Origin of the sequence: Tessaracoccus sp. MC1865 (genome assembly GCF_017815535.1) — a bacterium.
Classification (GTDB): Bacteria; Actinomycetota; Actinomycetes; order Propionibacteriales; family Propionibacteriaceae; genus Arachnia.
In genome coordinates, this window is record NZ_CP072596.1 from 1115269 (window position 1) to 1140618 (window position 25350).

The 25350-nt window shown below is 68.0% G+C and carries 18 protein-coding genes; 9 read left to right on the forward strand and 9 right to left on the reverse strand.

Annotated elements, in window-relative coordinates; genetic code table 11:
* Window positions 1–17 precede the first annotated feature (17 nt).
* Genes J7D54_RS05105 through J7D54_RS05115 form a run of 3 tightly spaced genes read right to left on the reverse strand, consistent with a single transcriptional unit; the run spans window position 18 to window position 4038 of the window.
* Entirely contained in the window at window positions 18–1529 is a 1512-nt protein-coding gene (locus tag J7D54_RS05105) for an alpha-N-arabinofuranosidase (RefSeq protein WP_182764408.1), read from the reverse strand.
* 8 nt (window positions 1530–1537) lie between these two features.
* On the reverse strand, window positions 1538–2545 hold the full coding sequence (locus tag J7D54_RS05110) for an arabinan endo-1,5-alpha-L-arabinosidase (RefSeq protein WP_182764407.1): 1008 nt from the start codon (window positions 2543–2545) through the stop codon (window positions 1538–1540).
* Window positions 2542–4038 carry an alpha-N-arabinofuranosidase gene (locus J7D54_RS05115; protein ID WP_182764406.1) on the reverse strand — a complete coding sequence of 499 codons (1497 nt, stop codon included), beginning with the start codon at window positions 4036–4038 and terminating at the stop codon, window positions 2542–2544. The genes J7D54_RS05110 and J7D54_RS05115 overlap by 4 nt, the downstream gene beginning before the upstream one ends.
* Window positions 4039–4296: 258 nt before the next feature.
* Here J7D54_RS05115 and J7D54_RS05120 point away from each other — a divergent pair, with 258 nt between their 5' ends.
* Genes J7D54_RS05120 through J7D54_RS05140 form a run of 5 tightly spaced genes read left to right on the forward strand, consistent with a single transcriptional unit; the run spans window position 4297 to window position 9388 of the window.
* Window positions 4297–5640, forward strand: coding sequence for a sugar ABC transporter substrate-binding protein (locus tag J7D54_RS05120; RefSeq protein WP_182764405.1), 1344 nt, complete (start codon window positions 4297–4299; stop codon window positions 5638–5640).
* A 60-nt stretch (window positions 5641–5700) separates the two neighbouring features.
* Window positions 5701–6630 carry a carbohydrate ABC transporter permease gene (locus tag J7D54_RS05125; RefSeq protein WP_182764404.1) on the forward strand — a complete coding sequence of 310 codons (930 nt, stop codon included), beginning with the start codon at window positions 5701–5703 and terminating at the stop codon, window positions 6628–6630.
* Between the two features lies 1 nt (window position 6631).
* Complete coding sequence (locus tag J7D54_RS05130; protein WP_182764403.1) at window positions 6632–7480, forward strand: carbohydrate ABC transporter permease; 849 nt, start codon at window positions 6632–6634, stop codon at window positions 7478–7480.
* 1 nt (window position 7481) lies between these two features.
* Window positions 7482–8714, forward strand: a complete 1233-nt coding sequence (locus J7D54_RS05135) for an arabinan endo-1,5-alpha-L-arabinosidase (RefSeq protein ID WP_182764402.1) — start codon at window positions 7482–7484, stop codon at window positions 8712–8714.
* Window positions 8711–9388, forward strand: coding sequence for a YesL family protein (locus J7D54_RS05140; protein WP_182764401.1), 678 nt, complete (start codon window positions 8711–8713; stop codon window positions 9386–9388). Before J7D54_RS05135 ends, J7D54_RS05140 begins: the two co-directional genes overlap by 4 nt.
* Here J7D54_RS05140 and J7D54_RS05145 read toward each other — a convergent pair.
* The 4 genes from J7D54_RS05145 to gndA all read right to left on the reverse strand — a co-directional run bounded on the left by J7D54_RS05145 (window position 9331) and on the right by gndA (window position 17299).
* Window positions 9331–10353, reverse strand: a complete 1023-nt coding sequence (locus J7D54_RS05145) for a LacI family DNA-binding transcriptional regulator (protein ID WP_182764400.1) — start codon at window positions 10351–10353, stop codon at window positions 9331–9333. The genes J7D54_RS05140 and J7D54_RS05145 overlap by 58 nt on opposite strands.
* Before the next feature lie 115 nt (window positions 10354–10468).
* Entirely contained in the window at window positions 10469–11299 is an 831-nt protein-coding gene (locus tag J7D54_RS05150; RefSeq protein ID WP_182764399.1) for an Fpg/Nei family DNA glycosylase, read from the reverse strand.
* Window positions 11292–15857, reverse strand: coding sequence for a DEAD/DEAH box helicase (locus J7D54_RS05155; protein ID WP_182764398.1), 4566 nt, complete (start codon window positions 15855–15857; stop codon window positions 11292–11294). Before J7D54_RS05155 ends, J7D54_RS05150 begins: the two co-directional genes overlap by 8 nt.
* Window positions 15857–17299, reverse strand: coding sequence for an NADP-dependent phosphogluconate dehydrogenase (gene gndA / locus J7D54_RS05160; RefSeq protein ID WP_182764397.1), 1443 nt, complete (start codon window positions 17297–17299; stop codon window positions 15857–15859). The genes J7D54_RS05155 and gndA overlap by 1 nt, the downstream gene beginning before the upstream one ends.
* A 309-nt stretch (window positions 17300–17608) precedes the next feature.
* Between gndA and J7D54_RS05165 the strand changes: the two genes are divergently transcribed.
* The 3 genes from J7D54_RS05165 to J7D54_RS05175 all read left to right on the forward strand — a co-directional run bounded on the left by J7D54_RS05165 (window position 17609) and on the right by J7D54_RS05175 (window position 20945).
* Window positions 17609–18982, forward strand: a complete 1374-nt coding sequence (locus J7D54_RS05165; protein ID WP_245244148.1) for an ABC transporter substrate-binding protein — start codon at window positions 17609–17611, stop codon at window positions 18980–18982.
* Between the two features lie 89 nt (window positions 18983–19071).
* Window positions 19072–20019 carry a carbohydrate ABC transporter permease gene (locus J7D54_RS05170; RefSeq protein ID WP_182764396.1) on the forward strand — a complete coding sequence of 316 codons (948 nt, stop codon included), beginning with the start codon at window positions 19072–19074 and terminating at the stop codon, window positions 20017–20019.
* Window positions 20019–20945 (forward strand): carbohydrate ABC transporter permease, encoded by a 927-nt coding sequence (locus tag J7D54_RS05175; protein WP_182764603.1) that lies wholly within the window; start codon window positions 20019–20021, stop codon window positions 20943–20945. Before J7D54_RS05170 ends, J7D54_RS05175 begins: the two co-directional genes overlap by 1 nt.
* A gap of 389 nt (window positions 20946–21334) precedes the next feature.
* Here the strand turns inward: J7D54_RS05175 and J7D54_RS05180 are convergent, their stop codons facing one another.
* Window positions 21335–21835, reverse strand: coding sequence for a hypothetical protein (locus tag J7D54_RS05180; RefSeq protein WP_182764395.1), 501 nt, complete (start codon window positions 21833–21835; stop codon window positions 21335–21337).
* Here J7D54_RS05180 and J7D54_RS05185 point away from each other — a divergent pair.
* Entirely contained in the window at window positions 21819–22025 is a 207-nt protein-coding gene (locus J7D54_RS05185) for a hypothetical protein (RefSeq protein WP_182764394.1), read from the forward strand. The two genes, J7D54_RS05180 and J7D54_RS05185, sit on opposite strands and share 17 nt — an antisense overlap.
* On the opposite strand, the gene J7D54_RS05190 is transcribed toward J7D54_RS05185, so the two are convergent.
* A complete protein-coding gene (locus J7D54_RS05190) occupies window positions 21988–25299 on the reverse strand; it encodes a beta galactosidase jelly roll domain-containing protein (RefSeq protein WP_255433777.1) in 3312 nt (1103 codons plus the stop codon). The two genes, J7D54_RS05185 and J7D54_RS05190, sit on opposite strands and share 38 nt — an antisense overlap.
* Window positions 25300–25350: the final 51 nt, after the last annotated feature.

The following is a 25350-nucleotide window of genomic DNA, read 5'->3' on the forward strand; positions in this document are numbered from 1 at the left end:
TGCTCCTCAGGTGGGTATCAGGTCAGGGACAGGGTGACGAAGGAGTGGGGCGGCAGTTCGACCTCGAGGACGCCGTCGGACGGGAGACCGACCTCGAACGACGACGGGGACACCGCGTCGGGCACGTCGGGGCTGTTGTGGTCACTGATCGACGGGGCGGTCAGGACCCGGCCCGTCACCGCTGTGACGGGACGGCCGCGCAGGGCGAGCCGCACCGTGGTGGCGGCCTCGAGATCGATGTTGCTCAGGGAGACCAGCGCCGCGCCGTCCTTGGTGGAGGCCGATGCCGAAACCATCGGCACGGTGGCTTTGCCAACCTCGCGGGTGCTGACCGGCTCGCCGATCCAGGACACTGCGAGCGAGTCCGCGTCGTGATGCCCCTTGTTCATCTCGAACACGTGGTAGGTGGGGGTCTTGACCAGGCGGTCGCCGTCGGTGTGGAGGACGGCCTGCAGGACGTTGAGCACCTGGGCGATGTTGGCCATGACCAGGCGGTCGGCGTGGCGGTGGAAGGAGTCGAAGTGTACTGCTGCCACCAGCGCGTCGCGCATGGTGTTCTGCTGGAACAGGAAGCCGGGATTGGTGCCGGGTTCGGCTGCGAACCAGGTGCCCCACTCGTCCAGCACGAGGCCGATCCGCTTGCCGGGATCGTAGGCGTCCATGATGGTGCCGTGCCGCGTGAGGAGTTCCTCTATCCGGAACGCCGAGCGCATGGTGTCGTAGTAGACGTCCGTGCTGAACTCGGTGGCGCTGTAGGTGGGCGGCCATTCGCCCGGGTACGTGTAGTAGTGCAGCGAGATGGCGTCGAAGAAATGACGGGGGTTGCAGCCGCAGCCCAGGTCGCCGAGGGTCTTCATCAGCGTCTCGGTCCAGTGGTAGTCGTCCACGTTGGCGCCGCCGGCGATCTTGTAGAGCTTGTTGCCGTCGTGTTCGCGGCAGTAGGTCGAGTACTGGCGGGCCAGGTCGGCGTAGTACTCGGCGCGCATGTTGCCGCCGCAACCCCAGGACTCGTTGCCCACGCCCCAGAAGGGGATGCGCCACGGTTCGTCGCGCCCGTTCTTGCGGCGCAACTTCGACATCGGGGCGTCGCCGGAGCGGGTGAGGTACTCCACCCAGTCAGCCATCTCCTGCACGGTGCCGGAACCGACGTTGCCGCAGATGTACGGCTCGGTGCCCAGTTGGTCGCACAGGTCCATGAACTCGTGGGTGCCGAAGGAGTTGTCCTCCACCACGTTGCCCCAGTGGGTGTTGACCACGGTGGGGCGCTGGTCCCGGGGGCCGACGCCGTCGCGCCAGTGGTACTCGTCGGCGAAGCAGCCGCCGGGCCACCGGAGATTGGGGATGTCCAGGGCCTTCAGCGCCTCCACCACATCCGTGCGCATGCCACGGGTGTGGGGGATCTGGGAATCGTCGCCGACGAAGATCCCCTCGTAGATGCAGTGGCCGAGGTGCTCGGCGAAGTGCCCGTAGAGGTGTCGGCTGATCCTGGGGCCGGGGACGTCGAGGTTGATGACGGCGGTGGTGAGCATGGGTCTCCTTACTTCGTGGTCTCGGACTCGGTCCGGAGGATCGGCCAGCCGTCGCGCCAACCGAAGGTGCGGATGGCCAGCTGGAAGTCGCCGCCGAGGTCGGCGTCGTAGTAGTGGTAGGCGATGTGGTCGCCCGAGACGGACTGGCCGCCGGGGCCGATGCGGTTGTCGACGATTTCGAGCAGCAGCGTGCCGCCGCCCTCTGCGAGATCGACCCCCTCCGCGTCCAGGTAAGGCCCCTCGGGTGACCTGGCGCGCCCGACGTTGATGTTGTAGCTGCTGGCCGTACCCCGGCAGCACGAGTCGAACGAGACGAACAGGTAGTACCAGCCGTCGCGGTACAGCAGCGCCGGCGCCTCGATGGCGTTGGTGGCGGTCTGGCGACTGGCAATGGTCACCGGTTCGGCTCCCTCCGCGACCGTGCCGGAGGGGAGATCCAGCGGCACCAACTGGATGCCGCCCCAGAACGACCCGAACGCCATCCAGCCCTGGCCCTCCTGGTCGACGAGCACGGCCGGGTCGATGGCGTTGTAGTCCTTGGATCCGTCGGACGAGACCACCTCGCCCCGGTCGGTCCAGCCCGTCGACGGATCCTCGGCATCGAGCTCCTCGTTGGTCATCAGGCCGATGGCCGACGTGTTGGAGCCGAACGTGGAGGCGGAGTAGTAGAGGTACCAGGTGCCCTCGTGCTCCACCACCTCTGGAGCCCAGAAGTTCTCCACGCCGGCGATCTTCTCGACGGCCCACTGGGGCGCCGTGTCGGGCCCCCACGCCTCACCGGCGTAGCGCCATTCACGCCCGTCAGCGGAGGTGCGGACCTGGATGGCGCCTTGGGCGACGCGGGGGTCGCCGGTGGAGAACACGAACCACGGGTGGTCGTCGTTGCCGACGACGAGGCCCGGATCGTGTGTGCGGAGGTCACCCGACACGTCGAGTTCCTCCGCCACGGGGGAGCCCGCCTGACAGCCTGCCACCAGGAGGGCAGCCACCACGCCCGCGACCCACCTGACGGTCATCCGGCGAACCTCACCATCGTCCAGGAGATCGGCGGAAGTGAGATCTCCAGGGAGCCGTCGGTCAGCGTGGCGCTCTCGTTCGGGCGCGGTGCCACGGTGGTGTCGTCGTCAACGCCGGCCTGCCACCGGGGGTCGGTGTGGTGCAGGGTGACGGCCTCGGTCAGGGACACGCCTGCGGGGACATCGACCCCCACCTCGATGGTCTCGCACTCGGAGCGGTTGACGAGGAACAGCGCACCGGCCGACTCGTCCCACGTCGCGACGGCGTCCACCGCGGGGACGACGCCGAACGCGTGGCTCTCGATCGTGGGGGAGTCGATGACGACGCGGAGCACTTCGCCCCGGGCGTACCTGGAGGTGAGCGCGAACGGGTGGAAGGTCGTCTGCTTCCAGACGGGGCCGTCGGGCTCGCTCATCACCGGCGCGATGACGTTGACGAGTTGCGCCAGGTTGGCCGACCACACCCTGTCGGTGTGGCGCAGCAGCGAGATGAGCAGGTTCCCGAAGACGACGGCGTCGGCCACCGAGTAGTTGTCCTCGAGCAGTCGGGGTGCCACGGGCCAGTCGTCGCCGGTGGGCGGCCTCGACGGCGTGCGGTCCTGGTACCAGATGTTCCACTCGTCGAAGGAGATGCCGATCTTCTTGTCACTCTTCCGGGCGGCGCCGACGGCGTCGATCGTCGCGCCCACCTGGCTGATGAAGCGGTCCATGTCTTCGGCGGACACGAGGAACTCCTGGAGACCGTGCTCGCCCTCCCAGTAGTAGGCGTGCGCGGAGATCATGTCCACGTGGTCCCAGGCCTCTGTGAGGACGACGCGCTCCCACTCACCGAAGGTCGGCATGGAGCGCTGCGAGGAGCCACACGCGACCAGCTCGAGGGAGGGGTCGATCATCCGCATGGCGCGGGCCGTCTCGGTGGCGATGCGGCCGTACTCCTCGGCTGTCTTGTGACCGATCTGCCAGGGACCGTCCATCTCGTTGCCGAGGCACCACATCCGGACCCGGTACGGCTCGTCAGCGCCGTTGGCCCGACGCTGCTCCGCGAAGTGGGACGTGCCGGGCACGTTGCAGTACTCCAACAGGTCGAGGGCCTCTTGCGTGCCACGCGTGCCGAGGTTGACCGCCATCATCGGCTCGATCCCGGCAAGCCGCGCCCAGGCCATGAATTCGTCGGTGCCGAACGTGTTGGGATCCGAGGAGTGCCAGGCGAGATCCAGCCGGTGCGGCCGATCCTCGACGGGCCCCACGCCGTCCTCCCAGCGGTACCCGGAGACGAAGTTGCCGCCCGGGTAGCGCACGGTGGACACCCCGAGCTCACGCACCAGGTCGAGGACGTCGCCCCGGAACCCGTTCTCGTCGGCCGTCGGGTGCCCCGGCTCGTAGATGCCGGTGTAGACGCATCGTCCGAGGTGCTCGACGAACGAGCCGAATGTCCGTCGGCGCACCGGGCCGACCCGGAACGCTGGATTGATGACCACATGGGCATGATGCATGCCTGAGCCCCTTTGCTGAAACTGTACATCGATGGAAATCCAGCATGTCACCTGGCGCGGTGGAAGGTCAAGGCCTGGCCGCAACTGTAGTTTCTGAGCGTAGGGAGTCCTGCAAAGGTCACGATTCGATAACGGCGGTTGCGTGTACATCGATGTAAGTGTAGTTTCCTGGCTACCAGTTCCAGGGTGGGAACGTGACGCCTCTCAACGACCGAGGGTGCGTGGGTCCCGGCCCCCAAAGAGACGAAAGGGCCAGAAATGTTTGGCAACTTCAACCGCCGCAACTTCCTTATCGGCGCCAGTGCAGCCCTCGCAGCCCCCACGCTCGCCGCCTGCGGAGGCAGCGACGACCCGGCTTCCGGCTCAGGCGGCAACGGCGGGAGCTCCGGCTCCGGCGTCGAGCTCACCTACATGTTCCGTGGCGGTGAGGACGAGCGCAAGGCATACGACCAGGCCATCAAGGCCTTCGAAGACGAGACTGGCGCCAAGGTGAAGGTCATCGTGACCGACGCCGACTCGTACCGCACCAAGCTGCAGGCAGCCATCACCGGCAACCAGACGCCGGACGTCTTCTACCTCGAACAGGGCGCTGTGATGGCGTTTGCGAAGAACGGCGTCGTCAAGGACATCACCGCCGACATCGAGACCGCCGGCATCGAGGTGGACAAGGTCTGGAAGTACGGCGTGGACTCCTACCGCTTCGACGGGTCCAAGGTGGGCGAAGGCGCCCTCTACGGGCTGCCCAAGGACATCGGCCCCTTCTCCTTCGGCTACAACAAGACGATGTTCGAGAAGGCCGGCATCGCGCTGCCCGACAAGGACACCCCCTACACCTGGGCGGAGTTCCGCGACGTCGCCAAGCAACTGACCACGGGCGAACAGTGGGGCACCGGCCTCAACGTCACCTGGAACCTCCAGGCGTGGGTGTGGTCCAACGGCGGCGACTGGGCCGATGCTGACCGCCGGAAGGTCGCCGTCGACACCCCCGAGTTCGCAGAAGCCTTCCAGGATTTCGCCGACATCCAGCTGGTCGACAAGTCCACGCCGTCGGTCGAGCAGGCCCAGACCATGGACACCTACCAGCGGTGGATGCGCGGCCAGATCGGCTTCTTCCCCGTCGGCCCCTGGGACGTCTCCACCTACGCGAAGCTGCCCTTCGACTGGGATCTCATCCCCTACCCGGTGGGTTCCACCGGCAAGACCGCCACCTGGGTGGGTTCGCTCGGCATCGCGGTGTCGTCGAAGACGAAGAACTCCGAGCTCGCGGCCCAACTGGCGATGTTCCTCTCCGCCAACGAGGAGACCCAGCGCCAGCTGTACAAGGCCGGCGTCCAGATCCCCAACCTGGTGGACATGGCCCACGGCGAATACGCCGAGTCCGAGGGCATGCCCGAGAACAAGATCGAGTTCGTCCAGATCGCCGAGGAGTACGGCCGCGCCCTGCCCGCCGCCACCACCTGGTCCGGCGAGTGGTACGACGAGTTCTGGGTGGGCATCCAGCCGGTGCTCGACGGGAAGATCAGCGCGGCGGACTACTGCAAGGACGTCCAGCCGCGCATGCAGCAGAAGCTCGACGCCGCCAACCAGGCCGCCGGTATCTGATCACCTTCGACGGTGGGGCGGGGCTCCTGCCCCGTCCCACCCCCATGACGGGAGAGCACTGTGCACACCAGCGTCAACGTTGCCGGCCACAAGGCCCGCACGCGAAAGAGCCATCTGTACCGACGGGAGCACTGGGTCGCCGCAGCCTTCATCGCCCTGCCTCTGCTCGGCTTCCTGGTGTTCGCCATCGGGCCGTTCCTGTACGCGGTGTATGCGTCGTTCACGAACTGGAACATGCTCAGCGACCCCCAGCCTGTCGGCCTGCAGAACTACGTCACCGCCTTCAACGACCCCTACTTCCTCACGTCGCTGGGCAACACCTTCTTCTACATGATCGGCATCCCGATCGGCCTGGTGCTGGCCCTGACCCTCGCGCTGGCCATGAACCGGCGCATGCCCGGCCGGGCGCTGTTCCGCTCGATCTACTACGTGCCCGTGGTCAGCTCGCTCGCGGCCGTCTCGATCCTGTGGCAATGGGCCTACAACGGTGACTTCGGCCTCGTCAACCAGGTGTTGGAGCTCATCGGCATCGACGGCCCCAACTGGCTGCAGAACACCGCCACCGTCAAGCCTGCCCTCATCATCATGGCCGTGTGGAAGGGCCTCGGTTACTCGATGCTGCTCTACCTCGCCGCGCTGCAGAGCGTGCCGGCCTCGCTGATGGAGGCGGCTGAACTCGACGGCGCCGGTTCCTTCCGCAGGTTCTGGCACATCACGCTGCCCATGGTCCAGCCCGTGACCTTCTTCCTGGTTGTCACCGGCGTCATCGGCGGCTCCCAGATCTTCACCGAGATCAACATCATGACCCCCACGGGCGGCCCGGAATATTCGTCGGCGTCGATCGTCTGGTACATCTGGCAGAAGGCCTTCGCCAACCTGCAGATGGGCTACGCGTCGGCGATGGCGGTCCTCCTCGGCCTGCTCGTCTTCATCATCACGGCCCTGCAGTTCTGGTTCAACGCCAGGCACGGCCACGAAGGAGCTGAGTGACATGGCGTCGACAGCCAAGACCCGCTATCGCACCGGCAACATCATCGTCGCGGTACTGCTACTGATCGGCGGCATCGTGATGGTGGCTCCGCTGCTGTGGATGGTGTCGACCTCGCTGAAGACCCAGGACGGCGTCTTCTCCCTCCCTCCGGAGTGGATCCCGCCACTGCCGCAATGGCAGAACTACCTGCGGGTGTGGGATGCCGGCCCGTTGGCCAGTGGCATCAAGAACTCGCTGATCGTGTCGCTGACGGTGACCATCGTGGGCTCGATCACCTCGACGCTGGCGGCGTTCGCCTTCAGCAAGCTCCGCCTCCCCGGGAAGAACGCGATCTTCCTGTTCATGCTCGCCGGCATCATGATCCCGTTCCCCACCCTGATGATTCCCCAGTTCGTGATGTTCTCGAAGCTGGGTTGGATCGACACCCTGCTGCCGCTGATCATTCCGGGCCTGTTCGGCAACATCATGATGATCTTCTTCCTCCGCCAATACCTGCACAGCGTGCCGGATTCCCTCATTGAGGCCGCCAAGATTGACGGCGCCGGTTATCTGCGGATCTTCGGCTCCATAGTGCTGCCTCTTATTCGGCCCGCTATCGCCGCGCAATTCATTCTGTGGTTCATGGCGGTGTGGAATGACTATCTGGCGCCGATCATCTACCTCAACAGCCCGGAGAAACAGACGCTCCAGGTGGTCATTGCCAACTTCAATGCCAATTACGCCATTCAGACCGACTATCCGTTGATCATGGCCGCTTCGGTGATTGCACTTGTGCCGGTTTTCGTGATCTTCGTCACCTTCCAGAAGCAGATCATCGAATCCGTCGCACTCACCGGGACGAAGGGCTGACATGGGACCCGACTACCTGGCTGTGAAGGCCGTCTCCCACACCGATCCCGGTCTCTGGGGCGCCCATGACCCCACCGTCGTCCGGGCCCGGGACGGCCGGTGGCTGATGATGTCCACGGACACCGCGGTGGCCGGCGCTCCCGGTGCCGGCGTCCAGATCCGGCAATCCTGGGATCTGGAGACCTGGAGCTGGTTCGGGCACGCCTTCGACGGGGTGCCCGGTCCCGCCGCCGAGTGGTCGGGTGCCCACGGCATCTGGGCCCCGGAGGTCATCCGGCGTGGCGAGGAGTACCGCATGTACTACTCGGCCAGTTCCTTCGGCTCCCGCACCTCGGCGATTGCGCTGGCAACGGCCCCTGATGCCACCGGTCCTTGGGAACACCGGGCCCTCGTCGTGTCGACGCGGCACGACGCCGACGACGTCAACGCCATTGACGCCGGGGTGACCACCGATGCCGACGGCACCGACTGGCTGCTGTACGGCTCGTTCTTCGGTGGTCTGCGGATCCTCCCGCTGGACGAGGCGGGGTTCCCGCTGGAACCCGGTGATCTGGGGGAGCCCGTCGTGCACCGGGCCGCGTCGATCAACGGTGCCGTCGAGGGCGGCCACATCATCGCCGCACGGGGGCGGTATTTCCTGGTGTGCTCGTTCGACTCGCTCTTCGACACCTACAACGTTCGCGTCGCCGCCTCGGATTCGATCACCGGCCCGTACGTGGACGCCACCGGAGCCGGCCTCATCGACGACTCGGAGCCGCCTGCTCAGGTCGGGACCCTGATCCTGACGAGCTACGAAGCGCCGGACGGCACCATCTGGGCTGCGCCCGGCCACAGTTCGCACCTGGTGACGTCCTCGGGGCTGGTCCTCGTGCACCACGTCCGCGACGGCGTTGACCCGACCCGCCACACGGCGCACCTCCGGGCGCTGAAGTGGACCGCCGGTGGCTGGCCGGTGGCCAACCCGCTGCCTGCACCCGGGCACGACGTGCCCGAGGACGCCGTGTGGGCGGGCCACTGGCTCGTCTACCGGCTGGAGGCGTCGGCCCCCATTCCCGTGCGCCCCACTCGGGTGGAGCTCAACGGTGCAGATCTAGCGGCACTCGCCACGGCTGGCCGCGGGAGCGTGTCGCTGGCGGGGCAGGTCGTCGACGCCGTGTGCTTCGCCCATGACGGGGAACTCGCGTTCGCGGGAATCGACGAGCAGGGAGTGACGGTGTGGGGCATCAAGGCGTGAAGCGGTCGCCTCGCACGGGCGGCGGGTGGGCGGAGACAGCGATGCGCTGGCTCGGCACCGGCACCCAGGTGGTGGAGGTCAGCCTCGCCTGGTGGGTGGCGACCCTGCTCGGCCTGATCCTGTTCGGCCACCTGCCCGCCAGCGTGGCCGCCGTGTCGGTTCTCGGCAGGCTGGGCACCGACGACGCCAGCACCCGTCCGCTCGGTGACTTCGTCCGCGCCTGGCGCGCCACCCTGGTCCGCAGCACCGTGGTCGGCTGGCCGGCGACGCTTGCCCTCGTCGTCCTGGGCTTCAACGGCTGGGTGCTGAGCCTCGGCGATGAGCCGTGGATGGCCCCGATGTTCGTGGTCACGGTGGGCGTCGCCGCGTGCCTGTCGCTGGGGCTGGCCTACGTCGTGCCCATGCTGGCCGACGAGCGCGGCCGTCGCGTCCCCGTGCTCACGCTGTGGCGTGCCGCGCTGGGCGTCTGCCTCGTGTCGCCGGCGACGGCGGCTGCCTGGGCGGTCAGCGCCGCAGGCCTGGCCGTCGTCGCCTGGCGCTTCCCGATCCTGGTCCCACTGGCCGTGCCGGGGTTGGTGGCGCTGCTCACCGCGTGGTTGATGCGCCGCCGCCTGGATCAGACCGGGGTCTTCGCCCCGGAGGACTCACGCTCGACGATGGTGAAGTCTGCATAGAGGTGGCGCACGGGCAGCCGGTCCTTCAGGGGAGTGGCTGCCTCACGGACGCGGTCCTCCAGCATCGCCACCGCCACCCGGGCGATCTGCTGGCGTCCCGGAGATACGGTGCTGAGGGTGGGGCGCGTGAAGGCGGCATCCTCGATGTCGTCGAAGCCGATGACCGCCACCTGGCTGGGCACGTCGATCCGGTGTGAATGCAGGGAGTGCAGCACGCCCAGCGCGAGCGTGTCGTTCAGGGCGACGACGCCGTCGAATTCCGCGCCGGACTCGATGAGTTCATCGGTCGCCTCGGCTCCGGTGTTGCGGTGCCACAGCCCCGTGGGCCGGATCAGTTCCTCCCGGACGGGCAACCCGGCCTCGCCCATGGCCCGGCGGAACCCGCGCTCACGCAGTGCTGCGGACCCGACCACCTCGCCGGGGTGCGCGCCGACGACGGCGATGCGGGTCCGACCCTGCTCGATGAGGTGCCGGGTGGCCGCCGCGGCCGCGTCCACGTTGCTCATCGTGATGTGGTCGTTCGGAGAACCGAAGACACGCTCGCCCAACAGGACGAGTGGGAAGTCGACGGTGAACAGCCTGATGTCCTCCGGCCCGAGGGCCAGCGGCGAGAAGATGGTGCCGTCGGTCATGGTGCGGAGCGGACCGTGCAGGACGTCGATCTCGCGGTTCCGATCCGAGTTGGTCTGCTCGATCAACACGCGCAGGCCTGCCTTCTCAGCTTCCACGATGACGGAATCAGCGAGTTCCGCGAAATAGGGGAGCTTCAATTCGGGCAGTGCCAGTCCAATGAGGCCCGTCCGTCCACGACGGAGGTTCCGGGCGGTGAAGTTCACCTCATAGCCGAGCTTTTCGATGGCATTCTCAACCCGCTTGCGGGTCTCGGGACGCACATGTGGGAATTCATTGACGACGTTGGAAACGGTCTTGACCGAAACGCCGGCAAGCTTCGCAACATCCTGCATCGTAGCGGCCACTTCGAGTCCTTCCCCGCGGTGATTCTGCTCTGGAGGAGCGGATGAATTCAACGCAACTTCATTGTTCCACACGCATTCCATCGATAGGAAAGCGACGGCCCCGCTATGGCGCGGGCTGGCAGGTGGGGCACCACCAGATGACGCGCTGCTGGTCCACGTCGGCGTCGGCGACGGACCTGCCGCCGCCCAGTTCCGAGGCCTCGATCAGCGTGCCGCATCGGCGACATGGGCGGTGCCGGCGCCCGAACACGAACGTGTTCTCTCCTCGCCGGTGGATTCCGGTGAATGTCCGGACGGGGTTCGTGAGGTTCCCGCGCATCAGTTTCGCGGCCAGGTCCACGACGGCGGGGACGTCGCACAGGGCCACCGACGTCGTCGGGTGGAGGCCCTGCAGGAAGCAGACTTCGACGCGGTACTCGTTGCCGAGGCCCGCCAGGTTGCGTTGGTCCAGCAGCGCCTCGCCGATGGTCCGCTCGGGGCGCGACGACACCCGGCGGACCGCCTCGTCGCGCCCCGTGGGGTCCCAGCGGCCGGGGGAGTGCCAGTCGCTGGCGAGCACATCAGGGCCGAGGTGGGCGGTGCGTCGGTCGTACTCCCCGGCGGGCCAGAGCTCGACGACGCCGAGCCAATGCCCCACCAACTCGACCCCGCCGTCGACCCGGATCACCAGGCGGGCGGTATGGGCGGGCGCCGACCATTTCGCCCCCACCGCATGGATGCGCCAGGTGCCGTCCATGCGGAGGTGCGTGTGCAGGATGCGGTCCGCGCACTGCCAGTAGAGGTGCTTGCCGTAGGGCCAGATGCGGTCGATCGTGGTGCCCACCAAGGACTGAGTCGCGAGCGCGGGCACGCGGAAGTCGCTGTGCTCGATGATCCGCCCGACGAGGGGCTGGAGCCGCTGCGACAGTTGCCAGACGGTGTCGCCCTCAGGCACGGGGCGCCTCCACCGTGATGCCCTTCGGCGTGAGCCGTGCACCGGCGGCCAGCAGCGTGGCCTCGAGACCCGACGCCCCCACACGTTCGCCGTCGACCTCTTCGATGCGGAGCCGGCCCATCCTTCCCTCACCCACGGCGCGCACGAGGGCGTGGATGACCAGGGTGGCGTGGCGTTCGCGGTGCTCGGAGCCGCCGAAGAGGGTGAGGATGCGGCCCCCGCGGGTGAGGTGTGCGAGGCAGCCGCCGTCGCCCAGCACGACGAGGGCGCCGGCCGCGCGCGAAGGGCGGGCCGTCGGGTGCGCGGGCCAAGGGAGGATCGAGCCGTACGGGTTGGCCGGGTCGAGGGCGGCCAGGACCTGGAGGTTACGAGGCCCCTCCACCGCCGACCCTTCGGGAACGGCTGGGACCCGATTCTCGTGCGAGCGAAGCTGCTCGATGAGGTCCGGCGTGCTGAACTGCGCGCCGCCCAGGCCTTCCACGAGGTAGCCGCGCAGCATCTTGCCGGCTTCCTCCAGCTTGGACAGCAGGCGATAGGCGGCGGCGAAACCGCCGGGCGTGCCGTCAGCCGTCACCCCACCGCGCGTGATCACGCCGAAGCGCTCGAGCCACGAGGACGCCAACGCCAAGGCCGCCTCAGCTGGGGTGGGCTGGGTGTCCCGCACCCGGTACCACCGGCCCGAGACCTGCGGTGGGGTGAGCGATCCCTGCCCGCTCAACAGCGCGCGAGACGGGCGGGGGAGGCGGGCACGCCGTCGGGGCGAGGGGCGGCTGGCCTTGTGCGCTCCCCGGGCGGCGCCGCCGATCCGGGCCCGCACGGGAGCCATCGACGCCGGGGCGATCGCGCCCTCCTCCGCCGCGCGCCAGAGTGCGTCCGCGAGTTCCACAGCGGACTCAGCGCCGTGGATCGACGCGAACGTACCGTCGCCCTCCGCGAGCCGGTCGGCCACGGCGAGCGCCTCCTCCGACGGCGGCTGATCCGGTGGCCCGAGCAGGTCGAGGTCGTCCGCCGGGACCAACGCCACCAGCGGGTCGTTCGGCCCCGCGGAGCCACGCAAGCGGACCACCACCTCGCCCTCGGCGAGCAGCGCGTCGAGGTGCGCTGCCTGGTAACCCGCCAGACGGGCGGGCAGCACGTGGGTTTCCCAGGCGCTGGCGGGGAGCGCCGCTCCGGCGAGCCGTTGCAGGGCGAGCAGCACCTCGTCGGGGCTGGACACCGGCCGGTCATCGACGTGGTGTGATGCCGCCAGGAAGCGTGCGAAGCCCTCCTGCGAGACGGGCTGCAGCTCCGAGCGCGCCTTGTAGAGCGAGCGGCTGCGCAGCCGGCGGAGCACCTCCGGGTCCACGAATTGGGGCTCCGTGGCGGTGAACCGCCCGGCCACCAGGCGCTTTGCCACCCGCTCCCGCTCCACCACCAACCCGACGGTGGCCACCCCCAGGCCGAACGCGTCGGCCACCTCCTGCGCACTGAACGGGCCGTGGGTGCGGGCGTAGCGGGCGATGAGCTGGGTCAGCGGGTCGCGGCCCTCCACCGGGGGCGCGGCGTGCCCGGCGGGTACCGGGATCCCGAGCGCGTCGCGCAGCAGGGCCAGATCCGAGACCGCCACCAGGTGCGGGCGCCCGGCCAGGTTGAGCACCACCACGTCGTTGAGCCGCTCCGCCACGGTGGCTCCGGAGGCGGCCCACCACTCAGGCGACACCTTCCCCTCGAGCTCGACGAGGGGAACCGGTCCCAGTTCCCGCGGCAGCGCGGCCACCGCGTCGTCGTGGCCGGCCCGTCGGTTCGACGCGGTGCGCTGCAGCTCGGCGACCACCTCGGCCACGACGTCCGGGTCGAGCACCTCGCGCAGGTCCAGCGTGCCCAGGGCGGCGGCCAGGAGCTCCGGGTCCATGGCGAGCAGGGCGGCGCGGCGCTCCGCGAGCGGCGCGTCGCCGTCGTAGATGAAGGCCCCGGGATAGCGGAACAGGAGCGTGGCCGCGAACGGGCTGGGTTGATCGGTGACCACCTCCACGAGCCGCACTGCCCCGGAGCGCAGCCCGCGCATGAGCTCGACGAGGCCGGGCAGGTCGTAGGCGTCCTGCGTGACCTCGCGCACCGTTTCGATGATGATCGGGAACCTCGGGTGGTGCCTGGCCACCTCCAGGAGTTGGGCCGAGCGCTGCCGCTGCTGCCAGAGCGGCGCGCGCCGGCCCGGGTTGGGCCGGGGGAGGAGCAGCGCCCGGGCGGCGCACTCGCGGAAGCGCGCGGCGAACAGGGCGGTGCCGCCCACCTGCTCGACGACGATGCGGCCCACGTCGTCGGGGTCGGTCAGGAGGAGTTCGGGGAGGCGCTCGACGAGATCCGAATCCGGGAGGCGCAGCACGATGCCGTCGTCGCCGGCCACGGGCACGACGTCGATGCTGACCTCCCGCGACAGCGAGTCCGCGATGATGAGCGACCATGCCCCCAGCACCCGTCGGCCGAGCGGCGAATGGACCACCACGCGCCAGTCGCCCAGCTCGTCGCGGAACCGCTCCAGCACGACGGTGTGCTCGTCCGGCACCGACCCCGTCGCCGTGCGCTGCTCAGCCAGGTAGCGCTCCAGGTTGCGGCGGGTGTTCCTGTCCAGGAAGGGGCGGTCCAGCCGCTCCGGATTGCGCGAGGCCTCCCGCTGGAGGCGGCCGATGTTCCTGCCCAACTCCGCGGGCCGCCCCTCGTCCTCTCCGCGCCAGAACGGCAACCGGCCGGTGTTCCCCGGGGCCGGCGTGACGAGCACCCGGTCGCGCGTGATCTCCTCCACGCGCCATGACGACGCGCCCAGCGTGAAGACGTCGCCCACCCGTGATTCGTGGACCATCTCCTCGTCGAGTTCACCCACCCGCCGGGCACCCGCCTCCTCGCCGGCGAGGAACACGCCGAACATCCCCCGGTCCGGGATGGTGCCGCCCGAGGTGGCGGCCACCCGCAGTGCGCCCGGCCTGGGGTAGAGCCGGTTGTCCTCGCCCATCGCCAGCCTGGCGCGCAGGTTGCCGAAGTCGGCTGAAGGGTAGGCGCCCGTGAGCAGTTCCACCACGGAATCGAGCAGCGACCGGTCCAGATCCGAGTAGGGCCGTGAGCGCGTGACGGCGGTGAACCACCCGTCGACGTCCAGCCCCTCGTCGCCCTCTGCGGCCGTTGCGGCGACCGTCTGCTGGGCCAGCACATCCAGCGGATGCTGGGGAATGTGGAGTTCCTCGATGTCGCCGGCTAGCATCCGCTCCGTCGTGACGACGGCCGAGGCGAGGTCGCCCCTGTGCAACGGGAAGACCTGGCCCACGGACGTGGCTCCCACGATGTGCCCCGCGCGACCGATGCGCTGCAGGGCGCTGGCCACCGACGGGGGAGAGGCGACCTGGAGGACCCGGTCCACCGCCCCCATGTCGATGCCGAGCTCGAGCGAGCTGGTGGCCACGACGCACTTGAGCTCGCCGGATTTCAGCGCGCCCTCGATCTCGGCGCGCTGCTCCTTGCTGACCGAGCCGTGGTGGGCGCGCGCGATGACCAGCGGTGCACCGCGGACCGTGTCCACGGGTGCCATCACCTGGGCGGGCGGGCGTGCCGGGATGGGTGGGAGCGTGTCGGGATCGTGCTCCTCCGCCCACATCTCGTTGAGCCGGCCGGTGATGCGCTCGGCCGAGCGGCGGCCGTTGGTGAAGATCAGGGTGGAGCGGCCCTGTTTGACGGCGTCGTAGAGTTCCCGCTCCACATGCGGCCAGATCGAGCCGTTCGTGGCCGGGCCGCTGCGCAGCAGGTCCAGCAGGTCGCCTGCAGTGCCGTCGCCTGCGTCGGGATCCGGGATGTCGGTGAGGTCCTCCACCGCGGTGCGCACAGTCACGTCCCACGACTTGTGGGCGGGCGGGGCCACCACCGTGACGGCCCTGTCGCCGCCGAGGAACGAAGCGACCTGCTCGATGGGGCGCACGGTCGCGGACAACGCCACGCGTTGGACGTCGCGTCCCACCAGCATGTCCAGCCGTTCGAGGGACAGGGCCAGGTGCGAGCCACGCTTCGTACCCGCCACGGCGTGGATCTCGTCCACGATCACGGTCTCGACGGAGGTCAGCGTGCGCCGGGCCGAACTCGTCAGCATCAGGTACAGCGACTCGGGCGTGGTGATCAGGATGTCGGGCGGCCTCCGGATAAGGGCGGCGCGCTCCCGCTGCGGTGTGTCGCCGGAGCGCACGCCCACCGACACCTCGCTCCACGGGACGCCGAGGCGCTCAGCGGCCAATCGGGTGCCGGTGAGTGGCGCGCGCAGGTTGCGTTCAATGTCGACGCCCAGCGCCTTGAGCGGCGAGACGTACACGACGCTGGTCCCGGCCGTCGGGAGCCTCTCGGGCCGCGTCGCCAGGCCGTCGATGGCGGAGAGGAAGGCCGACAGCGTCTTGCCGGAGCCGGTGGGCGCGACGACGAGCGCATGCTCGCCCCGCGCGATCGCCGTCCAGGCCTCGGCCTGGACTGCGGTGGGGGCCGAAAACACGCTGGCGAACCACTCGCGCGTGGGAGCGGAGAAGTTCGCCAGCGGGTCAGGTGTGGTCATCAGCCAGCGGTGTCCGCGGGCTCCTCGGTGCCGTCGGTGCTCCAGTTGATGTGGAAGGCACCCTCAGCATCGATGCGGCGGTAGGTGTGGGCACCGAAGTAGTCGCGCAGGCCCTGGGTGAGAGCCGCGTTGAGACGGGGTGCGCGCGCCTGGTCATAGTGCGCCAGGGCTGCCGCGAAGCCGGGAACGGGGACGCCGGCCTTGACGGCCACCGACACCACCTCGCGCCACGCGTCCTGCGTGCTGGCCAGGCCCTCAGCCACGGAGGGCGCCTCGAGCAGCGTGGCGAGCTTCCTGTCCGCGTACTCCGAGCGGATGCGCTCGAGCAGCTTCGCGCGGATGATGCAGCCGGCGCGCCAGATCTTGGCCACCTCGCCGACGTTGATGTCCCAACCGTATTCGGCCCCGGCCATGCGGATCTCGTCGAGACCCTGCGCGTAGGCGACCACCTTGGAGGCCCACAGCGCCTGGCGGATCTGCTCGACGAACGCCTCGCGGTCCGCCACCTGGATCTTCGCGTCGGGACCCTGCAACGCGGCCTGCGCCGCTTGGCGCAGTTCAGGGGCCGACGAGATCGCGCGGGCGAAGACGGACTCGGCAATGGTGTTGACCGGGGTGCCCAGGTTGAGGGCCGACTGCACCGTCCAGGTGCCGGTGCCCTTCATGCCGGCGGCGTCGACGATCACCTCGACGAGGGGGCGGCCGGTGCGGGGATCCTTCTTGCGCAGAACCTCTGCGGTGATCTCGATGAGGTAGGAGTCCAGGTCGCCGGTGTTCCAGGTGGCGAACACGTCGGCCATCTCGTCGTGCGAGAACCCCACGGCCTTCAGGAGTTCGTACGCCTCGCCGATGAACTGCATGTCGGCGTACTCGATGCCGTTGTGCACCATCTTCACGAAGTGGCCCGCGCCATCCGGCCCGATGTAGGTGCAGCAGGGTTCGCCGTCGACCTTGGCGGAGATGGATTCGAGGATGGGGCCGAGCGCTTCGTAGGACTCGGGAGAGCCGCCGGGCATGATCGAGGGGCCTTCGAGCGCGCCCACCTCGCCACCGGAGATGCCGGCGCCGACGAAGTGGAGGCCCAGTTCGCGCAGCTTGAGCTCACGCCTGCGGGTGTCCTCGAAGTGGGCGTTGCCGCCGTCGACGACGATGTCGCCCTCGTCGAGCAGCGGGACCAACAGGTCGATGGTGGAATCCGTGGGGGCGCCGGCCTTGATCATCAGGATCATGCGGCGCGGGCGCTCGATCGAGGCGACGAAATCTGCCAGCTCGACGGCGGGGACGAAGTCGCCCTCGTGGCCGTGCTCGGCGACCAGCTCGTTGGTGCGTTCCGGGCTGCGGTTCCACACAGCTACGCGATGGCCGTTGCGTGCCAGGTTCCGGGCCAGGTTCGAGCCCATCACCGCCATTCCGATGACGCCGACAGCTGCCAGATTGCTCATGGAAGTTCTCCTCACGTTCGTTCCCCTTGAGCCTAGTGGTGCGGGGCTAGTAGGAGGAGCCCGTCTGCGCCGCCGCGCCCAAACCGCTCCAGATATTCCTTGACGTCAAGATGTCTTCGTGTCACTCTGCGGCCGCTCACGCTCACCGATGAAGGCTTGGTCACGGAATGATTACGGATCGCTCACCTTAACCGTTCAATCAGTCGTTCGCTATGAGCGTTAACGCGTCCAAATGGTGGGGCGCGGAATGAGCGAGTGTACGGTCTGTCCCTAGGAATAGCTCCTGCTCGAAGTAGATCCGGAGGATTAATGACTTTCAAGCGTTACATGAAGGCCGGCGCAGTGCTGGCCGTCGCAGCCCTGGGCCTGAGTGCCTGTGGCACCGGCACCACCGAACCCGCCGCTGAGGAAACCCCCGCTGCCAGCACCCCTGCACAGGAGACCACCCCGGCCGAGGAGAGCACGCCCGCTGAAGAGCCCGCCGGCGAGCCCGTGGAGATCCAGTACCTCCACCGTCTCCCCGACGGCGAGGGCATGACCCCGGTCAGCGAGATCGTTCAGCGTTGGAACGACGAGAACCCAGACATCCAGGTCACCGCCACCAAGTTCGATGGCAAGGCCCAAGAGATGATCACCAAGCTCGAGACGGACGTCAACGCGAACAACGCTCCCTGCCTCGCGCAACTCGGTTACGCCGAAGTTCCCGAGATGTTCGTCAAGGGCCTGGTCGAGGACGTCACTGAAGAGGCCAAGAAGTACGAGGGTGACTTCGGCGGCGCGTTCGGCCAGATGTCGGTCGGAGGCACCATGGTCGGCCTGCCGCAGGATTCGGGCCCGCTCGTCTACCTGTACAACGAGGCTGAGTTCGAGAAGCTCGGCATCGAGGTCCCGACCGACTCCGCGTCGTTCGTCGAGGCCGCCAAGGCCGCCGCGGCTAAGGGCAAGTACATCGCTGACTTCACCCCTGACGAGGCGCAGTACTGGCTGTCCGGCCAGGCCGCCGGCGCCGGCGCCGTCTGGTACGGGGCTGAGAACGATCAGTGGGTCGTGAAGACCGACACCGCGGAATCCCAGGCCGTCGCTGCCATGTGGCAGGAACTGCTGGACAACAAGGCCGTCCTCACGCACGACCGGTGGGGCGACGCCTACGGCGCAGCCCTGGTCGACGGCAGCCTCATCGGCAACATCGCCGCCGCCTGGGAGACGGGTTTCGCACTCGATGCCCTGGACGGGACTGCCTTCGAGGGCCAGTGGCGCGTCGCTCAGATGCCCGCCATCAACGGTTCCGAGCTGACCGGCCCGAACGGCGGCTCTGGCGTGGCGGTCATGAAGGGCTGCGCCAACCCGGCTGAGGCCATGGAGTTCAACGCCTGGTTCAACACCCAGGTCGATGACCTCGCGCAGCAGGGCCTCGTTCCCGCCGCCACCGCCGTGGCCGCGACGCCCGAGAAGATGAGCCGCCAGTTCGGTGGCCAGGACGTCATGGCTGAACTGGTGAAGGCCAACGAGCGCATGAGCACCGAGTTCGGCTACATCCCGGGCTTCTCCGCCGTGGGTCCGAAGATGGCTGAGGCAGCTGCTGCCGCCGCCAACGGTTCCGGCAAGGTCGCTGATGTGTTCGTGGCTGCGCAGGCCGCATCCATCGCTGCCCTGCAGGATGCTGGTCTTTCGGTTGCCAGCTGATCGTCGATGATCCAGTGGACCCGGGCCTGGGAGCGGAGCCTCCGCACCCAGGCCCGGTTTCCGTCCGCACAAGATGTATAGGAGAGAATATGTCCTCGCCCAGCACTACAGCTGAGCCGAAACGCAGAAGGTGGAGCCGACAGGCTAGGCATCAGGCGATCAGCGGTTGGGCGTTCGCACTGCCGTTCTTCCTGGCGTTCTGCCTCGTCTTCATCGCTCCCATCGTCTCGTCCGCCCGCTCGGCCCTGTTCACCATGAAGGCGAGCGGGGGACTTTACGGTGGTGGCACGATGACGGAGCAGTTCGTCGGTCTGGAGAACTTCCGGGTCGCGGCGTCGAACCCTGCATTCTGGGAAGGTGTCGGACGCGTCATGCTGTTCGGCCTGGTGCAGATTCCCGTCATGATCGGAGTCGCGCTCCTCCTGGCGCTGCTCCTCGACTCGTACCTGGTTCGCCGCCCCGGCTTCTGGCGCCTGTCCTACTTCCTGCCCTACGCCATCCCGGGCTTGATCGCCGCCATCGTGTGGGGATACCTCTACATCCCCGAGGTGTCGCCCTTCGCGGATGCCTTCGGCAGCGTCCAGGGATCCCCCTTCTTCCTGTCGCCCCCTGTGGTGCTGTGGTCCATGGCCAACATGACCACGTGGACCTACACGGGCTACAACATGCTCATCTTCCTGGCTGCCCTGCAGGCGATCCCCGGAGACCTGTACGAAGCTGCCCGCATCGATGGCGCCTCGGGTTGGAAGATCACCACGCAGATCAAGATCCCCATGGTGGGCAGCGCAGCGCTGCTGGCAGTGCTGCTGTCGATCATCGGCACGGTGCAGTTGTTCAACGAGCCCGCAGTCGTGCAGACGTTGGCCACCTGGATGCCCAACAGCTACACGCCGATGATGATGGCCTACAACACGATGATGGGTCAGATCACCCCGAGCGGCGCTGGAATGGCATCCGCCATCTCCATCCTGATGGCCCTGATCGCCGGCTCACTCGCCATCGTCTACTTCCTCGCGCAGCGGAGGCTTCAGAAGTGATGTTCACCAGGGTCAAGAACCCCAAGACGAAAACCACTCCGGACGGGTTGGTGTACCGCCCGTCGATCGACGGTCTGCCCCCGCGTGCCATCGCGCCGAGCAAGACGGCCCGCAACCTCACGACGGTGGTCCTCGCCCTCATCGGGTTGTATTTCCTCCTGCCCATTGTCTGGGTGATCTTCGCGTCGTCCAAGACCAAGGGTGACCTTTTGGGCACCTTCGGCTTCTGGTTCGGCAACGACGTCAGCTGGGGGGCCAACTGGAGCGCCCTGATGTCGTGGACGCAGGACCTGTTCCCCCGCTGGGTAGCGAACTCGGTGTTCTACTCCACGGTGTCCGCAGCAGTCGGGACGCTCATCTCGGTGGCCTGTGGCTATGCGCTGGCCAAGTTCAGGTTCCCGGGTCGAGGCATCATGCTGGGCGCCGTCATGACCGGCCTGCTGATGCCGGTGGCGCTGCTCACGGTTCCGATGTACCTGTTGTTCACGCAGATGGGAATCACCAACACCATCTGGTCGATTCTCATCCCGTGCATGGTGTCCCCCTTCGGCGTCTTCCTCGGCAACGTGTACGCCGCCACGTCGGTGCCCACGGAGTTGCTCGAAGCCGCCCGCATCGACGGCGCCGGCGAGGCCCGCATCTTCTTCACGATGGTGTTGCGTCTCCTCTCACCCGCAATGGTGACGGTCTTCCTGTTCATCTTCGTCGCCACCTGGAACAACTTCCTCCTGCCGTTGATGATGATCAGTTCCGCGGAGCTGAAACCCGTCACACTGGGTCTCTACGGGATGATGAGCTACTTCGACCCCAACCGGGGTGCCGTCATGCTCGGGTCACTCCTGGGCGTCATCCCGCTGATCGCCCTGTTCCTGTTCCTCCAGCGCTTCTGGAAGGCCGGCTTGGCAGCTGGTTCCGTGAAGGGCTGATCCACCACCGGATCATTCGACGCGGGGTCGGGCATTGCGCCCGGCCCCGCGTCGTTGTGCATGGCGGGTGGGTGCTGGGTTTGATGCGGTCCTGGGCATCAACTCCAGCAGTGAACAGCCAGCCCCGTTTCACTGCTGAGTGTGGCGCCGTCGGCAGCGCCGACCCAGCAGGAATCGCAGCTCCATCGCCGGACGACGGCGGGCCCACCCCGCTCGCGCGTTGGCTGCCTTCGCCCACGGGGTGCACCAGAGGCCGAGAGCAGCAGCGCACACGCGAAGAACCCCCGGGCTTCCAAGCAGGTTGCCTGAAAGCCCGGGGGTCCACTTCAGCGGAGAGTCACCTCACCGCCCCTTCGACCGGGCACTGCGCGCCCGGCCCAAGGAACGGATCAACGCTTCTCCGGTCCTCCGAACATCACGATGTTGTTGAACACCCACTCGTTGCTCTGCGAGAAGGAATACCCACCCGCAGCCTTCGCCGTGGCGGCGTAGACCGTCGTCCAGGTGTAGGAGCGGCAGGCACCCCTGCCCGTGGCGGCGGTGTCGCACTCGGTCTTCCACTGCCGACCGGCCGACGTGAACACGCCGTTCGTGGTGGAGCCCAGGTCACCGAGGGGGTTGCCCTTCCAGGCCTGACGCGTCATGTACGGCAGGTAGGTCAGGTTGTTGAAGGCCCAACCCGACTTGCGGACGAACGTGCCGTCCTCGACCTTGACCACGGTGGCCCAGATCTCGGTGCGGCAGCGCTCGGTCTGCGAATACGGTTCGCAGATGGTCATCCACTGACGGCCGTTGAAGTCGTGCGTGCCGGGCTCGGTGTAGGGCGCGGTCCGGACGAACGTGTCGGACGGCTTGGTCGGGGTCGCCGACGGCTTGACCGAAGGCGACACCGAGGGCTTCACCGAAGGCGACTTCGAGGGGCTCGGCGACACGCTCGGCGAAGGCGACACCGACGGGCTAGGCGAGGCAGTGGCGGTCTTCGCCACGCTCAGGGTGAACGTGGTGGAGCCGCTGAGCCCGGTCCCGTCCGTCACAGACACCATCACGGGGAACGCCCCGTCCACGGTGGGGGTGCGGTGATGAGACCCGTGGTCGTGTTGATCGTCACGCCGGTGGGCAGGCCGCTGGCGCTCCAGGTGAAGGGAGCGGTGCCGGTCACCGTCGGTTGGATGGACACCGCGGTGCCCACCTTGCCCGACTGGTTGGTGATGGCGGCGAGGGTGGGGGCCACCGCCACCGGAGCATCTCCGGAGACGGTCAGTTCCGCCACAGTCGTCCAGTTGTGCCCCGCAATCAGGGGGTGTACCGCGACGAACTTCACGTAGCGCGCCTCGACGGGGCCGTCGGGGATCTCGACCGTCTTCAGACCCAGACCGTCGCTGAACGTACCCTCGGCCACCTTGGTGTACTGGACACCGGCCGGCTCGGGGTACGCCATCTGCTTGAGCTGCTCGTCGGTGCGGACGCCGAAGTCGCCCGCGGCGGCCACGTGGACCTCGTACTCACCGATGAGGCCGTTGGTGCTGCTCTGGCGCGGAAGGTAGGTCAACGAGGCGATGTCCTTGACCTCGCCCAGGTCTAGCACCACGTAGTGCGGGAAGGGCGTGGTGCCGCCGCTCCAGCGGGTGTGCCAGTACGTGTTCGGGTTGCCGTCTGCCAACGCCGTGACGTAGCCGCTGCCGCCGCCTTCGTTCGGTTCGGCGGAGTTCCACGCCACGATGCCGGCGATGTCCAGGACCGACGGGTCGATCAAGCGGATCGCGGTGGAGACGCTGGCGGTGCGACCGTCCGCGAGCCTGGCCACCGCTCGGATGGTGCCCGAAGTACCGTCCAGCGGGGCCTTCACCGTCACCGACGCGGTGTCACCGGTGGTGGTCTGCGTCGCAGGCGTCACCGTCCAGCCCGCAGGGGCGTCGACGGTGAACGTGCTGCCCGCAGGCACGTTGGTCATGGCGAAGCTGACGGTGCTGCTGGCGCCCCAGGTCAGTTCGGCCGGGGCCGAGGTGACCGTCATCGACGGCGCGGTGAGGATGCCGCTCAGGTACTGCGCCTGGTTGGCGGCGGGATAGGGCTGCCAGTCCGCCGGGGCGCCGGTGGTGGAGTGCACCGGGACCAGACGGATGGTGGTGGGGCCCTGGCCAGCAGACTTCGCGACCACGGACACGGCGATCTCGTTCTCGCCGCGCGGGTTCAGCCATCCCGCCGGGATGGTGAACTCGGACTGCGGGCCGACGTCGCCGATGAACACGCCGGCGTTCCAGCCGTTGACGTACAGGTCGACCTGGCTGCCGTTGGTGCGCGTGGCGGTGGTGCCGCCGAAGTTGTCGGCGTCGATGACCAGGCGCCAAGCGGTGTCCTGGCCCTCGGGCACGTTGAGGTCGGCCTCGGTCCGGTACCAGGTGGTGCCGGCCTCGGTGGCCTCCATCGTGGACGCGGGGGTCCAGCCAGTGGTGTCGACGCCCGGTAGGTGCCAACCCTCGAGCTCGCCGATCTTGCCGCCGGTGTTGTACATGCCACGCATGGCGTCGGACTGGCCGAACGCATCTGCGGAGCCCTGCAACTTCCAGGTCTCGGTGCCGGCCTTCGAACCGAGGTTGGCTTCGAAGAGACCACGGTTCTGTCGCGACAGGCCGTCATCCGACCAGTCGAGGTTCAGACCCAGGTTGTTGGCCAGCACCGTGACGACGACTTCCTGGCCGCCGACGATGGACCCGGCAGGCACCGGGACGCTCTGGGTGGAGCCGTTGAGGGTGCGGGCACCGGCGTACTGGCCGTTGACCCAGACCTGGAAGAAGCCCGGCGCCTTGCGCTGCGCGCCGTACGTGCCGGCGTTACCGCGGAACGACAGGCTCGTCGGTGCGGTGTCGGCTGCCGTGTACTCGGCGCGGTACCAGACGGAACCGTTGTGGAAGCCGTAGCGGTTCGAGTCGAGCACCACACCATTGGTGCCGGGGCCCTGCTGTGAGTTGAGCGGGGTACGGGCGTTGGCGACGGTCCAGTCGGAGTCGTCGTAGTCGACTGCGACGGGCAGGGGCTCGGCCTTCTTCACCCAGTTGAGGGCTGGCGTCGCAACGGCTGCGGGAGACGGGGCGTTATTGCCGGTCAGTGTCTGGCCGTTCCAGGTGTAGGAGGTGATACCTGCTGGCAGGGTCACGTTGAGGGTGCCGCTCTGAGCCATGGAACCGGTCAGGTGGGCGGTGGTGCCCTCAAACTCGACGGTGCGCACCAGATACGCCCCGTGCACTGCGACGGTGTCGTTACCGTCGCCACGGATGCCTTCAATGTGCCAGGTGGTGGCAGCGGTCTGGCGATCGAGGACCCGCAGGATCAGGATCTTCCCGTCAGCACGAGTGACCTTGATGTCCTGCGCGGTGGCACCGTGGGTGTAGTTGAGGCGCAACTGCTGCGTGGCAGCGTCGTAGTCCTGCGTTACGCCCGCGGGCGCGTTGACGGAGTAACCCGCCGGCACGCGCAGCACGGTCTCGCCGGCGTCGGCACGGTGGCCCACCAGCGTCTGGATCATTCCTGCGTCAGTGATCAACGGCTCGTCGAACAGCTGGGAGGTGGTGTAGTACAGGTCGTGGACCCCGCCGAGCTTCACGTCTGCGGTGATCATCAGTGCGTCACGGCCGTGCAGGGCCAGCTTGGTGTCAGCCTTCTGGGGCACTCGCGGCCAGACGATCTCGCCCGACGGAACCTCCGGATCGACGGTGGCGTCACCGGTGTGAACGCGCACGGCGTCGACCGAGAAGTAGACACCGCGTGGGTCCTGAGCTCCTGGGAAGAACACACCCTTGTGCACGAGACGCACAGTGTGTTCGCCATCGGACAGGTCCTTCTTGGAGAAGATGACCTGCTGGGGAACAGCGTTCGGGGTCACGTCCTCCTCGGTCTGGCCCACAAGGACGTCGTCGATGTAGACATCGGCCGGGCCGTGGTTGCTGGAGTGGGCGGCGATGACGTCGAAGCCCGTGCCGGTGAAGGTGAACTCCACCGAGTCCCCGGCGGTGCGGGTGTAGGTCTCGTCGCCGCTGATGTTCCCGGACGTCCAGCGGTGACCCGACGCCTGAGTCCAGTTCGCGGCTTCCGCGCCGGACGTAGGAGTGAAGACCACTGGGGCGGGGGTGAAGGTGAAGAAATCCGTGTCCGAGTTGTTGTACACGGTGCTCGTGGAGCCGGTGCTGGCGCCGAGCACGTTGAGCGCGTCGATGGCGAAGGCAGTTCCGGTGGCGTTGGCGCCAGCCTGACCGGTCACGGTGATCGTGGCGGTGTGGGTGCCCTGCGTCAGACCCTCGACGCGGCCACGAACCTGCTGCACAGGGGCGTTCTGATTGGTGTTGTAGGAGGCGTCCATCTGAACGGGGGTGCCACCGTCGACGGTCAGCGTTGCCTTGCCGTAATCAGG

Coding starts and splice junctions, on each gene's coding strand:
- J7D54_RS05105 (WP_182764408.1), bottom strand. CDS start 1,529: ATGCTCACCACCGCCGTCATCAACCTCGACGTCCCCGGCCCCAGGATC.
- J7D54_RS05110 (WP_182764407.1), bottom strand. CDS start 2,545: ATGACCGTCAGGTGGGTCGCGGGCGTGGTGGCTGCCCTCCTGGTGGCA.
- J7D54_RS05115 (WP_182764406.1), bottom strand. CDS start 4,038: ATGCATCATGCCCATGTGGTCATCAATCCAGCGTTCCGGGTCGGCCCG.
- J7D54_RS05120 (WP_182764405.1), top strand. CDS start 4,297: ATGTTTGGCAACTTCAACCGCCGCAACTTCCTTATCGGCGCCAGTGCA.
- J7D54_RS05130 (WP_182764403.1), top strand. CDS start 6,632: ATGGCGTCGACAGCCAAGACCCGCTATCGCACCGGCAACATCATCGTC.
- J7D54_RS05135 (WP_182764402.1), top strand. CDS start 7,482: ATGGGACCCGACTACCTGGCTGTGAAGGCCGTCTCCCACACCGATCCC.
- J7D54_RS05145 (WP_182764400.1), bottom strand. CDS start 10,353: ATGCAGGATGTTGCGAAGCTTGCCGGCGTTTCGGTCAAGACCGTTTCC.
- J7D54_RS05155 (WP_182764398.1), bottom strand. CDS start 15,857: ATGACCACACCTGACCCGCTGGCGAACTTCTCCGCTCCCACGCGCGAG.
- gndA (WP_182764397.1), bottom strand. CDS start 17,299: ATGAGCAATCTGGCAGCTGTCGGCGTCATCGGAATGGCGGTGATGGGC.
- J7D54_RS05165 (WP_245244148.1), top strand. CDS start 17,609: ATGACTTTCAAGCGTTACATGAAGGCCGGCGCAGTGCTGGCCGTCGCA.
- J7D54_RS05170 (WP_182764396.1), top strand. CDS start 19,072: ATGTCCTCGCCCAGCACTACAGCTGAGCCGAAACGCAGAAGGTGGAGC.
- J7D54_RS05175 (WP_182764603.1), top strand. CDS start 20,019: ATGTTCACCAGGGTCAAGAACCCCAAGACGAAAACCACTCCGGACGGG.
- J7D54_RS05190 (WP_255433777.1), bottom strand. CDS start 25,299: ATGGACGCCTCCTACAACACCAATCAGAACGCCCCTGTGCAGCAGGTT.